Here is a 13,487-nt window from a genome sequence, read left to right on the forward strand (position 1 = left end):
CCATGGCCGAACGATCGCAGCCCTCGGCAAATTATCGCAGCTGGCCTGTCATATCGGCGCTGACCATCGTCAGCCTGCCGCTGCTCCTGATGTATGTCTATCTCTTCCTAGACACGGTGACCGTCAAGCAGGCGGACGCTCTGCTGCCCTCCGGCTTGACGCTTAGTCACTGGCGATTCCTCTGGCAGACGACGGAGGGCAAGGCAAACATCTGGCAGGTGACGCTGAATACATTGCTCTTTTCGGCCTGCACCACCAGCCTGGTGCTCATCGTCTCATCGATGGCGGGCTATGTGCTATCGCGGCTGAACGTCCCGGCGCGCGGCTTCTTCCTTGCCGGCGTCATGGTGCTGCATGCCTTCCCGTCGGTGACGTTGATCATCGCCATCTTCATCGTGCTGCAGATGATCGGTCTCTACAATTCGCTGATCGGCGTCATCCTGGTGAAGGCGGCGATTGACCTGCCGCTCGGCATCTGGCTGATGAAGGGCTTCTACGACACCGTGCCGTGGGAAATCGAAATGGCCGGCGTCGTCGACGGCGCCTCGCGCTTCCGGGTCTGGCGCAGCCTCGTGCTGCCGCAGGTCAAGCCCGGCATCATGGCGCTCGGCCTATTCTCTTTCCTCTCCGGCTGGGGCGAGTTCATCCTGCCGCAGGTGCTGGCGCCTGGTAATCAGGTGCAGGTGCTCTCGGTCTATCTCGCGGCCTTCCTTGCCGACGACAACAACTATGATTTCAACATGTTCAAGGCGGTCGGCGTCTTCTACCTCGTTCCGGTGCTGATCGTTTATGCGCTCTTCAACAAATATCTCATGAACATCTACGGCGGCGGGAGCAAAGGCTGATGCGCATCCTCCTCGACAATTTTTCGAAGAGCTTCGGCTCCACCAAGGTCATCGAGAACATGCGGCTCGAAGTCGGCAGCGGCGAGATGCTGGCGCTGCTCGGCCCTTCCGGTTGCGGCAAATCGACGACGCTCTTTTCCGTCTGCGGCATCCACCGGCCGAGCGGCGGACGCATCCTCTTCGGCGACCGCGACGTCACCGACCTGCCGAGCCAGGCTCGCAATGTCGGCGTCGTTTTCCAGTCCTATGCGCTCTATCCGCACATGACGGTTACCGAGAACATCGGTTTTCCGCTGAAGGTGAAGGGCATGCCCGCCGCCGAGATCAGCAAGGAGGTCGACCGTATCGCCGCCCTCGTGCAGATCGGCAACCTGATGGGCCGCAGGCCGGCCGAGCTTTCCGGCGGCCAGCAGCAGCGCGTGGCGCTGGCGCGCGCGCTGATCCGCAAGCCAGATGTGCTGCTGCTCGATGAACCGCTCGCCAATCTCGACGCCAAGCTGCGCCTCGAAATGCGATCGGAAATCCGCCGCCTGCAGCGCGAGACCGGCATCACCGCCATTCTCGTCACCCATGACCAGGTGGAGGCGATGAGCATGTGTGACCGCATCGCCATCATGAAGGAAGGCGAGATCGTCCAGATCGCTACGCCGGCCAAGATGTACAATGATCCGAAGACCGCCTTCGTTGCCGGCTTCCTTGGTAATCCGCCGATCACCTTCCTGCGCGGCGTTGTGGACAACGGCGCCTTCTCAATCCCGCAAAGCGAGATCCGCGTGCCGCTGCCTGATAACGTCGCCGCCGCCGAGGGCAAGAAGCTGATGCTCGGCGTCAGGCCGGAGCATTTTACGCCGGCAGGCGACATCACCGTGCCCGGCAAGATCACCTTCGCCGAAACGCAAGGTCGCGAGAACCTCTACGACGTGGCTCTTGCCGGCGGACCGCTGCTGCGCTCCATCCAGCCGGTGCGCAGCGATGTTCACGTCGGCGACGACGTCCGGTGGGCGATCGACAGCCGCGGCATATTCGTCTTCGACGAAAATGGCAGGAGGCTCTGATGACCCGCGATTTCTCGGCATTTTTCCAGCGTTACGGCTGGCCGTCAGGCAAGGGTCGGCTTCCCTTTTGCATCGGCCATCGTGGCGCAAGCGGCCATGAACGCGAGAACACCCTTGCCGCCTTCCGCCGCGCTGCCGAACTCGGCGCTGAGATGTGGGAGCTCGACACGCAACTGACCAAGGACGGCGTGGTCGTCGTCTCGCATGACGACCATCTCGAGCGTGTCTTCGGCATCGACCGCCGCATTTCCGAAATGACGGCGGCGGAGCTTGGCGCACTTGACGGCGTCGACGTGCCGAGTTTTTCGCAGGTCGCCGCACTCGGCCGCGAGACCGGGACCGGTCTCTATGTCGAGCTGAAGGCGCCTGGAACCGGCATGCGCTGCTGGCGGCACCTTGCCGAGATGAACCAGCGTTTCGCCTGCCTAGGCTCCTTCGACACGGCGCAGGTGCGCGAGCTCAGCGACGCCGCCTGCGATTTTCCGCTCTCGGTGCTGATCCGTGTCGGCCACGATCCGCATGCGCTCGGCGACGAGGCCGGCGCCGATATCCTGCACCTCTGCTGGGAGAGGGCAGGCGAGCGTCCGCAGGATCTGGTGACCGACGCGCTGATGCGCCGCGCCTTCGAGGCGGGCCGCGAGATCGTGCTCTGGCACGAGGAGCGGCCGGCCATTCTCGATGACATCATGAAGCTTCCGGTTCTCGGCATCTGCACGGATCTGCCCGATCTGATGCGGCCGCCTGCGGTTAAGGAAAAAGCAGTTGGCAGACAGGGATAAGGGACCGCGCAAGGTAACCTCCTTCGACGTGGCGCGTGTGGCCGGCGTCTCGCGCGCTGCCGTGTCGCGCGCCTTCACGCCGGATGCCAGCGTCTCGCCGAAGACGCGCGAGAAGGTCTATCAGGCCGCCAAGGAACTTGGCTACCGGGTCAACTATCTTGCCCGAAGCCTGACCAACAAACGCTCCGATCTCGTCGGCGTCGTCGCCGCCGGCCTCGACAATCCGTTTCGCACGTTGCAGATCGAGAATCTGGCGAGAGTGCTGATCGCCCGCAATTTCCGTCCCATCCTGCTGCCGACCTCGCAAGAGGCGGACACCTCGACCGTCATCGGCCAGCTGCTCCATTACGCCGTGTCGGGCGTCATCGTCACCTCGGACGCCCCGCCGACCGAGATCTGTGAGCAATGCGCGGCCGAAGGCGTGCCGATCGTGCTGATCAACAAGGGCAACGACATCCCCTTCGTCGACCGCATCATCTCGGACGACCGCATGGCCGGCCATCTCGCCGCCACCCACCTGATCGACAGCGGCGTGCGAAAGCCCGCTGTAATGGCCGCCCCCGCTATATCCTATACGGCGCGGCGGCGCAGCGAGGCCTTCATCGCACGCTGCAAGCAGCTCGGCGTCGAGGCGCAGTTCCTGCAGATCAGGATCAATGATTACCGGAGCGGCTATGATGCGGCAGCCGAACTTGCCGCAACCGGCATCGACGGGCTGTTCTGCGCCAACGATTACATGGCCTGCGGCGTGATCGACCGCGTCTTGCAGGGCCGCGGCCGTGATGATGCGCCGCCGCTGCGCATCATCGGCCATGACGACATTCCTCAGGCGAGCTGGACCGCTTACGATCTGACGACCATCCGCCAACCCTGCGACGTCCAGGCCGAAAAGACAGTCGACCTGCTGATGAGCCGGATGGCCGAGCCGGACCTGACGGCGCGTGTCGAATTCACGCCGGTGACACTGATCAGAAGAAGGACTGCCTGATGAATTCCGCATTCGACGCCGCTGCCATCCGCGCACGGGCGGAGGTCGCCATGTCAGTTGCCCTCGAGGTCGGACGGGAGACGGCCCGGTTTCGGCGCGACTCTGACCCCGGAACCCTCACCGTCGAGAACAAGGGATTGCAGGATTTCGTCACCATCGCCGACAGGAGGGCCGAGCAGGCGATCCACGACGGGCTGCTCTCGCGCTTTCCGGATGATAGTTTCATGGGCGAAGAGAGCGGCGGACGATCGGGTAAGGGCGGCACCTGGGTCGTCGATCCGATCGACGGCACGACCAACTATATCAGGGGCTTCCGGCACTGGGGTGTCTCGATCGCCTTTGTCGTCGGCGGAAAGGTGGAGGTCGGCGTGGTCTACGACGCCGCCGGAGACAAAGTCTTTCACGCCGTCCGCGGCGGTGGCGCCTTCAAGGACGGGATTCCGGTCCATGCGGCGGCGACCGCCGATCCAGCCAATGCGCTTGTCATTCTCGGCCATTCCCGCAAGACGAGCTTCGACGACCATCTCGCGCTCTCGCGGCGGCTCCACGAACGCGGCATGGATTATCGCCGCATGGGCGCGGCCGCGATCGACCTCGTTCGTGTCGCCGAGGGTGCTGCCGATCTCTATTACGAACGCCACCTCAATGCCTGGGACATGCTCGCCGGCGCGCTGATCGCCGAAGAGGCCGGCGCTGTGGTGGCGATGCCGCCGGTCGATAGGCTGCTTGCACAGGGCGGACCCGTCATCGCCTACTCGCCGGGGCTTGCCGGCGAATTCGCGTTCATTCTCGACATCGAGGGGCTATAGATACACCTCTCCCACAGACGCGATCCGCCCGATTTGTGAGACTGCGAACTTCGCCCGAAAGTTACGGAACGCCCGTTACGCAACAACGCGATTGCGGCCGCTCTTTTTCGCCGCATAGAGATTCTGATCTGCGATCGCCAAAATCTCGTTCGGAGAATTGGTGGATAGAGTACTACCGGCGACACCGATGCTGATCGTCACATGCAGCCCGTTGCAGACCTCGGACCAGTCCCACCGCTCAATGGCCGAACGCAACTTCTCGCAGATATCGGTAGCGCCTCGGGGAGTGCCGGCGAGCAAGACGACGAATTCCTCGCCGCCAAAGCGAATTGCCTGATCGGTAATGCGCAGTTGGCCGCGCAGTATAGTTCCAATGGCACTCAGGACCCGGTCGCCGATCATGTGAGAGAAGTTATCGTTGATCGACTTGAAGTGATCGACATCCAGCATCGCGATCGAATATGGACGTTTCTCAGATGTCAGCGCTTTAAACCGGCTGTCGAGATATTTGCGATTATAGAGCCCGGTCAGTGCGTCCAGATAGACGGCATTGGCAAGGATATCGGTTTGCTCCTGCAACTTCTGATAGGAGGCCTCCAGCGTTTCTGCGCGCTTCGACTCCGTTTCGGCAACTTCCTTGAACCGTTTGGTTTCATAGTAGATTTCGGCGAGACGTGCGCGCCGCTGCGTACTCTCGGCGCTATTGCGCAAATAGGCCTGGTGGTATTTCTTATGTGCCTCCAGCGCCTGATCGAACTGCCCCAGCCCCTCATAGGCCTGCGACAGATAAAGATAGATCTGAACATAGGAATCGAAACTGCCGCCGGCGTCGATCAGCTCCAGCGCCTCGAGCAGCGGCGACAGGGCTTCCGTGAATTTTCCGGAATTGTTGTAGATCTGGCCCAGGGTGTAGAGATATTGCTGCCTGTCCCGGACATAGCTGTTCTCTTGAAACAGCCGGTAGCGCTCCATGCATTGGAGCGCCTTGTCGTGCTCGCCCAGATGGCTGTGGAACTCGGCCTTGTTGCCGAGGCAGATACGAGCAGCCCAGCTGTCGCCGATCTCGGTTGCGATGTCGAGCGCCTGTTCGGTCAGTTCCAGTGCTCTGACCAGCATCTGGTGTCCTTCCTCCGGCCGGCCGAGCGCCTCCGCGATATATCCGCCTTCCGAATGAGCGCCGCCGAGATTGATCAGCCACCAGCATTCATAGGTTCTGTCGCCAATCAACCTGGCGAGTTCGACGGACCTCTCGCTCATCAAGATGGCCCGGTCGGGCTGCTTGTTGTACCAGAAGATGATTCCAACGACGTTGGTCGCCAGGCTTTGCGCTTTCGGGTCTGCGGTCTTATCGGCCAGATCCAAGGCGCGGGTCGCCTCTTCGATCGCTTCCTCCGGCAAGCCCAATTCCAAGAGCAGCCATCCGAAATACGCCCGGGCGCAGGCTTCCTGTTTGCGCTCCCCGTTCAATTTCCAGAAGTCTACCGCCCGCCGAATATGCGTCAGCCCAAGTTCGGCCTTGCCGATTTGAAAACAGTACCAGGCAATGTCGGTGTCGCATTGCGCGGCGAGCCGATCGTCGCCCCGCGCCTCGGCATCAGCAAGAATTTCGCCGGCCAGTGCGAGTGCCTCAAGCGAACGGCCTGTACATCCAAGATGCCACGCTTCTTGTAAGTTGGGATTTGCCTGCTGAGTAACTGCTTCAGTATCAACAACTTGCATCTCGAACACCAACATTTGTGTGCTGGTATGGATAGCATCAGAAGTTTAAAATGATGCAAATTGCAAAAAGCACGCGACAAGCCCGGAAATAGGCTATCGAAAATCTCTCATATCTTTCGACACCATGCGCCGACGCCCGCCGGTTAATCCGCCATGCGGCGGCGCCAGGCGCGTTCGGTCGCCGGTGCCTCGTCGGTGGTGATCTGATCCGGCTTCAGGGCCATCAGCGCCTGGAAGTTTCGCCATTCCTCTTCGCTGAAGCCGGCCTCCGGATCCTTCAGGGTGAAGGTCCAGGCATCGACGCGTTTGCCTTGCTCCTGGCAGAGCGCGATCATGTCGAGACCTTCCGTGGCGGCGCCTAGGATCAGTGACCATTGGAGGTAGATCGTATCCGGTTCCGTCGGGCCGCGCAGGTCGGCGCGCAATTCCGCCTCGACCGCCCTCCAGCCGCGAGCCTTGCTGATATCGTAGAGCTTGTCGGTGGGGTCGATCCCACGCAGCAGATGCGGAAGCTTCTCCTTGACCGCGACGATGAGATCGAGACTGTCGCCGCTGACGATCACCGAGGCGGCGATATCGCGGAAATGCTCGGCAAGATGCTCAATGCCCCTGGCGCCGATCGCCTCGTAGTCGTCCTTCATATCGAATTGCAGCAGCGCGGCCGGATTCGTCGATTGCATCATGGCGGCGAGATCCTCGCTGAGGATCAGCGGCCGGTCGCCCTCCTGCATCCTGATATCGCCGAGGTCGCCGATGCTCTTTTCGGTGATCGGTCCATGCCCGGTCGTTTCACCTTCGAGGTCCTCGTCGTGCAGCACGACGAAACCGCCATCGGCGCGCACGCGCAGATCGAGCTCCATCGAGGCGCCTGACGCAAATCCCTCCGCCATCACTTCGGCTGAGAACAACGGATCGGCAAACCGCTTGCGCAATCGGTGCCATTTCAGGCGGGTGCGATGCCCCTCATGTGAAATCTCCAGGCCCTGCGCATCCAGCAATTTCGTCATCTGCACCAAGTCTCCGCCATACCACTCTCCTGCCTTGATGAGCCATGATTATCAAGGGCCGAATACGGTTTTCATCGGCTGTAGGCTGCGGATATTGCCTCCGCAGCGGCTGATATATCCGAGGGATGGCCGGCCTGCCTGAGGGCCGCGCCATACGCCACGACGTTCGAGAGCACCGTCTGGAATGCGGCGCGCGGACCAGTGTGGTTCAGCCGCAAGAGACGGGCCGGCCCAGTTCCGACGCCTTCGGTCAGCTCGACTCCCAACTGCCCGACGGCTGCGATCAGCGCGGCAGGCGCCAGTGCCTCCGGCACCGGCACCGCCGTCACCAGGTTCGAAGCCCTTGCTGCCGGTACCCAGTCCGGGGCGCCGAGCGCGGCAAGCCCCGCCCGTGTCGCCGATGCCGCCAGCGCATGGCGGGCGACGATATTCTCCAGGCCTTCGGCCTCGACGCGGTCGAGCGCCGTTTCCAGCGCGAAGAATTCCAGCGGCGCTGGCGTTCCCGGCAGGCCGCGTCGGCCGCTGTCGACCCAGGTCTTCAGATCGGCCAACGACAAGATCGAATCGCACGGTGCGCCATCCGTCAGGATCAGATCCCAGGCGCGGTGGCTGACCGAGAGTGCGGACACGCCGGCAGGCCCGCCGAGCGCCTTTTGCGGGCCGACAACCGCGATGTCGATGCCGAGATCGTCGACTTCGAAACCATGACCGCCGACCGAGGCCACTGCATCGACGATGGTGACGATGCCGCGGGCCCGGGCAAGCGCCAGTATTTCGGGCAGGGGGTTGAGGATGCCGCTTGCAGATTCCGCGTGAACGAGAGCGAGCACATCGATGCGAGGACCGGCGTCGAGCGCTTTGGCGACTGCTTCGATCTCGATCGGCAGGCCCGGTTCGGCGACGATATCGGCGACCGTCGCACCGCCCCGCCGCAGCCATTGCCCGAACCAGCCGCCATAGAGGCTGGTGACGATGTTCAGTGCTGTGAGGCCGGGGCGCGCAAGGCTGACGGCAGCCGCCTCCAGCGCCACCACCGCCTCGGCCTGCACCAGCAATATATCGTTGCGGCTGCGCAAGATGTCGCCGATTCTGTCGGCAAGGACGGCGTAGCGCTCCGCGGGATAGGAGGGCACGCCATGCAGGGGATTCCAACCAAGATCGGACATGGATACTTCCTTCAGCAGGGATCGGTCACGAGACGGGGGACGGCGGCAACGAGCGCACGGGCAGCCTCGGATTGCGGCGCCGCAACGACCGCCGCTGCCGGACCGGTCTCGACGATCCGCCCACCATCCATGACGGCGATGCGGTGGGAGACGGCACGGACCACGGCAAGGTCGTGCGAGATGAAGAGACAGGCAATGCCCTGTTCTTTCTGCAGGTCGACCAGAAGCTCCAGAATTCTGCCGCGCACGGTGACATCGAGGGCGGACACCGCCTCGTCGAGCACGAGCAGCGATGGCTTTGTCGCAATCGCCCGCGCAATCGCGACGCGCTGACGCTGGCCGCCGGAGAGCGAACGCACCGGCCGGGCGGCATGATCGGCGGTGAGGCCGACACGCTCCAGCAGCATGACGATCTCGCCGGGGCGCCGGTCCTTCGCCGCAATGCCATGGATGCGAAGCGGATCGTCGAGCACCGTGCCGACGGTCGCCAGCGGATTGAAGGCGGCGAGGGGATCTTGAAACACCATCTGCATGCGCGCCCGCTTGCGGCGCAGGGGCGCACCATCAAGTGCCAGCCAGTCTGCCCCTTCGAAGCGGATCGAACCGGCATCGGACGAGAGGAGCCGCAGCAGGATACGCGATAATGTCGATTTTCCGCTGCCAGAGGCGCCGACGAGACCGAGTGTTTCCCCAGGCGCGATCGTCAGCGACACATTATCGAGGGCGGCAACCTGCCTGCCGGCAGAAGAAAAACCTTTCGACAGGTTTTCGACGGAAAGCAAGGTATCGTTCATGCCGGCACCTCCGCGATCAGCGGCGGCGTTGCGAGGTCGCGATGGCTGGCGATGAGGGCGGCGGTATAGTCGCTTTTCGGCGCCGAAAGCACTGAACGGACGGGGCCCGCCTCGACCAGCTTGGCATTGCGGAAAACGGCGATGCGATCGACGAATCCGGAGGCAAGCGCGATGTCGTGGGTGATGAAGAGCAACGTCATCCCATCCTCGCGTACCAGCCCGTCGAGCAGGCGGACGATCTCGGCTTGAACGACAACGTCGAGCGCACTGGTCGCCTCGTCGGCGATCAGCAGAGCAGGTTTCGCAGCGATGGCCGCCGCGATCGACACACGCTGGCGCTGGCCGCCGGAAAGCTGATGTGGAAAGGCACGCATCGCCTTGTCAGGCTGCGGTATCCGCACCCGCCCGAGCAATTCCCATGCCCTGACATAGGCCTGCTTCCAGCTGAGGCCGAGATGGCGCCTGGCGCCCTCGGCAACCTGCTCGCCGACCGTCAGGACAGGATTGAGGCTGGAGCCTGGATCCTGGAAAACCAAGCCAAAATCGCGCCCCGCGCGCGGCGGATGACCAAGTCCGGGCCAGAGCATCTCGCCGCCGACCTTCGCTCCTTCCGGCAGCAGGCCGGCAAGCGCGCGGGCGAGCGTACTCTTGCCGGAGCCGCTTTCGCCGATGATCGCCAGCCTTTCGCCGGCGACGATATCGAGATCGACGCCATCGAGTGCGGCCGCGCCGTTCCTGTCGCGCCCATAGGTGACCGAAAGCTGTCGCAGGCTGCAGAAAATGCCGCTCATGCCGCCCTCACAACGTCATCGCCAAGCACCTTGCCGAGACCCTCGCTGAAAAGATGGACGCCGAGCACGGTCGTGGCGAGCGCAGCGCCCGGTATGACTGAGAGATAGGATGCCGAACGCAGCACGCTGCGACCTTCGGCGATCATCGAACCCCAAGTGGCGATATTGGGATTGCCAAGGCCAAGGAAGGACAGCGCCGCCTCGGTGAGGATCGCACCGGCGACGATGGTGGCGGAGAGCGCCAGCACCGGCGGCAACGCGTTTGGCAGGATTTCCCGGAAGGCGATCTCGGCCGGATGCATGCCGACTACCCTTGCCGAGGCGACGTAATCCTGCTCGCGGATTGCAAGCACCTGCGCTCGCGTCAGCCGCGCCGGATCGGCCCAGGTGCCGAGTGCGATGGCAAGGACGACAATGGGCGTCGACACTCCGATGGTGCTGACGAAAGCAAGGGCGAGCAAGAAAGCCGGTACGATCTGGAAGGCGTCGACCACCCGCATCAGCGCCTCGTCAATGAGTCCGCCGGCAAAACCGGCCGCCAGGCCGACGCAAAGTCCCAGCACCATGGCCGAAAACGCCGCCGCCAGGCCGACGGCAAGTGAGGTTCGTGCGCCGTAGAGCAGCCCCGCCAGGACGTCGCGGCCAAGACGGTCGGTGCCGAGCGGAAAAGCTGGATCGGCGAACGGCGCCAGCAGCGCGCGGCCGGCAATTTTCAGCGGATCGCCCGGTGAAATGACGGGAGCGAGCAGCCCGGCCAAAAGCAGGACGAGAAGGATCGCAAACCCTGCCGCACCTTCCGGCGTGCGCAGCAGTCGCCACAGCCAGCTCATACGCCGCCCTCCGAAGCGCCGATGCGCGGGTCGAGCGCGGCATAGACGAGATCGACGAGAAAATTGACCGAGATGACCAGGACGGCGCTGGTGACGACGATGCCCATCAACAGCGGCGCGTCGCGGCCGTTGACCGCCTCCTGCGCCAGCCGCCCGAAACCCGGGACCGCAAAGACGCTCTCGATCACCACGCTGCCGCCGAGCATGGCGGCCGATTGCAGCCCGAGCATGGTGACGAGCGGCAACAGCGCATTACGCGCCACGTGACGCAGCACGATGCGGCTGCGCGACAGGCCCTTGGCCCGGGCGAAGAGCACGAAATCCAGCTTCCACGCCTCGGCCATACCGCTGCGCATCACCCGCAGGAACAAGGCGAGATAGATCAGGGCCAGTGCGCTCACCGGCAGAACCAGATGATCTGAGATATCGAGCGCGCGCGAAAAACCCGTCTTGCCGGAAGCGATCGTCTCGACGCCAGCGATCGGAAACCAGCGCAGCTTCACCGAGAAAGCGATGCTCAGAACCAGACCGAGCCAGAAACTCGGAATGGCGTAAACAATCAGCGAGCCGATCGACAGCAGCCGGTCCCTTAGGCCACCCGGCCGCGCCCCGGCAAGGATGCCGAGCGCCGAGCCGAGACCGAAGGAAAGCGCCGTCGCACTGCCCATCAACAGCAGCGTATTGGGCAGCCGTTCAGCGATGAGCGCACCGACCGGCCTGTTGAAGGCGACCGACCAGCCGAGATCGAAGCGTGCGAGCGAGGAAAGATAGAGCCAAAGGCGCGCGAGCATCGATTGGTCGAGGCCATAGCTCTCGCGCAACGACTGCCTAAGTGCGGCATCGCCGCCGCCGATCGAGCCGAGATAGGCGTCGACGGCATCGCCCGAGGCGGTTTCGAGCAGGAAAAAGGTGAAGATCACCACGATCAGCAGCACCGGAATGCTGCTGATCGCCCTGCGCCTCAGGAGGATGATTGCACGTTTCACGCCGGACAGGGCCTCTGGAGGAGAATTGCCGCCGATTCTATCACGATTGCAGCGCGGTATCGCCCCAGTTCGAGACGGCCCAGCGCGGATTGTCTGCGACGTTGAGCACGGTGTCGCGCGCGACGGTGATGAACCCCCATTCCGCAACGTTGATCAGCGGCAGATCGCCGACGACGAGCTGCTGGAACTTGCGGTAGAGATCGGTGCGCGCCGCAGTGTCGACCGTCTCGGAGGCCTGCTTGATGATCTCGTCGAGCTCCGGATTGACGTAGCCGCCCTGGTTGGAGAAGGGCACACCGTCAGGGGTGCCGGACTGGACGAGAATGGTGGTGGAGATCGCCGGATCGCCACGGAAGACCGGCGGACCGACGGCGAGGTCGAAGTCGTGGTCGGTATAGACTGCCTTCTGATGTGCGGCCGCATCGGCATTGACGATCTCGGCATCGATACCGATCACCGCAAGCGCCTGGCGAAGGTAATCGCCAAACTGGCGGGTCTCGTTAAAATAGGGCGCGGGGCGGAGCTTCAGCGTAAAGCGGTTGCCGTCTGCCCCCTGTTTGTATCCTGCTTTATCGAGGATATCGTTCGCCGCTGCGGGGTTGAAATCATAGGCCGCGACATCTGATGTATAGAACTCCGGCGCATTCCTCGGCACCGGACCGGTCGAGGCGGCGGCGTAACCGAGGAAGATCGTGTCGACCACGAATTTCTTGTCGATTGCCTGCGCGATCGCTTGACGGACTCTGAGATCGGCCAGTTCCTTGCGGCGATGATTGATCTCGACGACGAGCTGATAGGTCAAAGCCTCGTAACCCTTTGAGATCACCTTGATGCCGCCGACCTTCGAAATGCGGTCGAGATCGGCGAGCGGCACCGCGGAGAAGGCGGCAAGCTGGATTTCGTCTGCTTCGAGCGCCGAACCCGCCGCTTCGCGATCGGGCAGCACGCGGAAGACGATCTCGTCGAGTTTCGGCTGGTCCTTGTCCCAATAGTTCTCGTTGCGCGTCAGCCGGTAATATTCGCCGGGCTTGTGTTCGGCGAACTTGAACGGACCGGTGCCGATCAGCGTGTTGTTCGCCGGATTGGTGGCGATATCGGTGCCGTCGAAGATGTGCTTGGCGACGACGCTGGTGACGACAGGGAGCGCGTTGCGGATCAGCTGGAACGGCGTCGGCTTGGAGAAGCGGAAGATGGCGGTGTAATCGTCGGGCGTATCGACGGCTTGAAGATTGGCAAAGACCAGGCGGCCGAGATTCTGCAGCGGCTTCCAGACGTTGAGCGCCGAGAAGGCTACATCGACCGAGGTAAACGGCTTGCCATCGTGCCAGGTGACGCCGTCGCGGAGTTTGAAGGTGACGGAGAGGCCATCGGCCGAGCCTTCCCAGGAGGTGGCGAGGCGCGGCGAAAGCCCATCCTTGCCGTCGAACGACGCTTCGGCGAGCGGCTCGATCACCTTGCTTGCGACGAAAAATACGCCGTTCGAGGCGACGATGGCAGGATTGAGGTTCTTCGGCTCGGAATCGGCTGCAACGATCAGCCGGCCGCCGGCGGGCGCGGTCTGCGCGAGCGCCTGCCGGGCGAGCGCCGTCGAGGCAAGGAGCAGGGCGGTGCCCTTCATCAGCGTGCGCCGCGAGATAGATGATACGGTCATGACCCCTCCTGATCGGTGAAATTCGGGTGCCCATATTCAGGGCGAAATGCAAATTGTCATAGAGGTT

The 13,487-nt window shown here is 63.1% G+C and carries 13 protein-coding genes; 5 read left to right on the top strand and 8 right to left on the bottom strand.

Translation table 11 applies throughout. The annotated features are described in order from the left end of the window. Positions 1–2 precede the first annotated feature (2 nt). From U5G49_RS34520 to U5G49_RS34540, 5 genes are read left to right on the top strand one after another with little or no spacing between them, the layout of a single operon-like run. A complete protein-coding gene (locus U5G49_RS34520) occupies positions 3–845 on the top strand; it encodes a carbohydrate ABC transporter permease (protein WP_018448958.1) in 843 nt (280 codons plus the stop codon). After that, on the top strand, positions 845–1,900 hold the full coding sequence (locus U5G49_RS34525; protein ID WP_193445110.1) for an ABC transporter ATP-binding protein: 1,056 nt from the start codon (positions 845–847) through the stop codon (positions 1,898–1,900). Before U5G49_RS34520 ends, U5G49_RS34525 begins: the two co-directional genes overlap by 1 nt. Continuing rightward, entirely contained in the window at positions 1,900–2,679 is a 780-nt protein-coding gene (locus U5G49_RS34530) for a glycerophosphodiester phosphodiesterase (RefSeq protein WP_113543944.1), read from the top strand. The genes U5G49_RS34525 and U5G49_RS34530 overlap by 1 nt, the downstream gene beginning before the upstream one ends. After that, a complete protein-coding gene (locus U5G49_RS34535; protein ID WP_047622170.1) occupies positions 2,663–3,667 on the top strand; it encodes a LacI family DNA-binding transcriptional regulator in 1,005 nt (334 codons plus the stop codon). Before U5G49_RS34530 ends, U5G49_RS34535 begins: the two co-directional genes overlap by 17 nt. Next, the gene (locus U5G49_RS34540; RefSeq protein ID WP_193445109.1) at positions 3,667–4,476 is read left to right on the top strand and encodes an inositol monophosphatase family protein; all 810 of its coding nucleotides are present in this window, start codon (positions 3,667–3,669) and stop codon (positions 4,474–4,476) included. The genes U5G49_RS34535 and U5G49_RS34540 overlap by 1 nt, the downstream gene beginning before the upstream one ends. Before the next feature lie 75 nt (positions 4,477–4,551). On the opposite strand, the gene U5G49_RS34545 is transcribed toward U5G49_RS34540, so the two are convergent. From U5G49_RS34545 to U5G49_RS34580, 8 genes are all read right to left on the bottom strand, one after another. Continuing rightward, positions 4,552–6,210, bottom strand: a complete 1,659-nt coding sequence (locus U5G49_RS34545) for a tetratricopeptide repeat-containing diguanylate cyclase (RefSeq protein ID WP_193445108.1) — start codon at positions 6,208–6,210, stop codon at positions 4,552–4,554. Positions 6,211–6,338: 128 nt separating this feature from the next. Then, positions 6,339–7,202, bottom strand: a complete 864-nt coding sequence (locus U5G49_RS34550; RefSeq protein WP_193445107.1) for a glycerophosphodiester phosphodiesterase — start codon at positions 7,200–7,202, stop codon at positions 6,339–6,341. A gap of 71 nt (positions 7,203–7,273) precedes the next feature. Beyond that, entirely contained in the window at positions 7,274–8,368 is a 1,095-nt protein-coding gene (locus tag U5G49_RS34555; RefSeq protein ID WP_047622166.1) for a pyridoxal-phosphate-dependent aminotransferase family protein, read from the bottom strand. Between the two features lie 11 nt (positions 8,369–8,379). Continuing rightward, positions 8,380–9,162: an ABC transporter ATP-binding protein gene (locus U5G49_RS34560; protein WP_018246996.1), complete on the bottom strand. Its 783-nt coding sequence runs from the start codon at positions 9,160–9,162 to the stop codon at positions 8,380–8,382. Further along, positions 9,159–9,953, bottom strand: coding sequence for an ABC transporter ATP-binding protein (locus U5G49_RS34565; RefSeq protein WP_193445106.1), 795 nt, complete (start codon positions 9,951–9,953; stop codon positions 9,159–9,161). The genes U5G49_RS34560 and U5G49_RS34565 overlap by 4 nt, the downstream gene beginning before the upstream one ends. Further along, positions 9,950–10,783: an ABC transporter permease gene (locus tag U5G49_RS34570; protein WP_193445105.1), complete on the bottom strand. Its 834-nt coding sequence runs from the start codon at positions 10,781–10,783 to the stop codon at positions 9,950–9,952. Before U5G49_RS34570 ends, U5G49_RS34565 begins: the two co-directional genes overlap by 4 nt. Continuing rightward, positions 10,780–11,769, bottom strand: coding sequence for an ABC transporter permease (locus tag U5G49_RS34575; protein WP_112908245.1), 990 nt, complete (start codon positions 11,767–11,769; stop codon positions 10,780–10,782). Before U5G49_RS34575 ends, U5G49_RS34570 begins: the two co-directional genes overlap by 4 nt. Before the next feature lie 40 nt (positions 11,770–11,809). Continuing rightward, on the bottom strand, positions 11,810–13,420 hold the full coding sequence (locus U5G49_RS34580; protein WP_193445104.1) for an ABC transporter substrate-binding protein: 1,611 nt from the start codon (positions 13,418–13,420) through the stop codon (positions 11,810–11,812). Positions 13,421–13,487: the final 67 nt, after the last annotated feature.

This window comes from Rhizobium indigoferae, from assembly GCF_034554815.1.
Classification (GTDB): Bacteria; Pseudomonadota; Alphaproteobacteria; order Rhizobiales; family Rhizobiaceae; genus Rhizobium; species Rhizobium leguminosarum.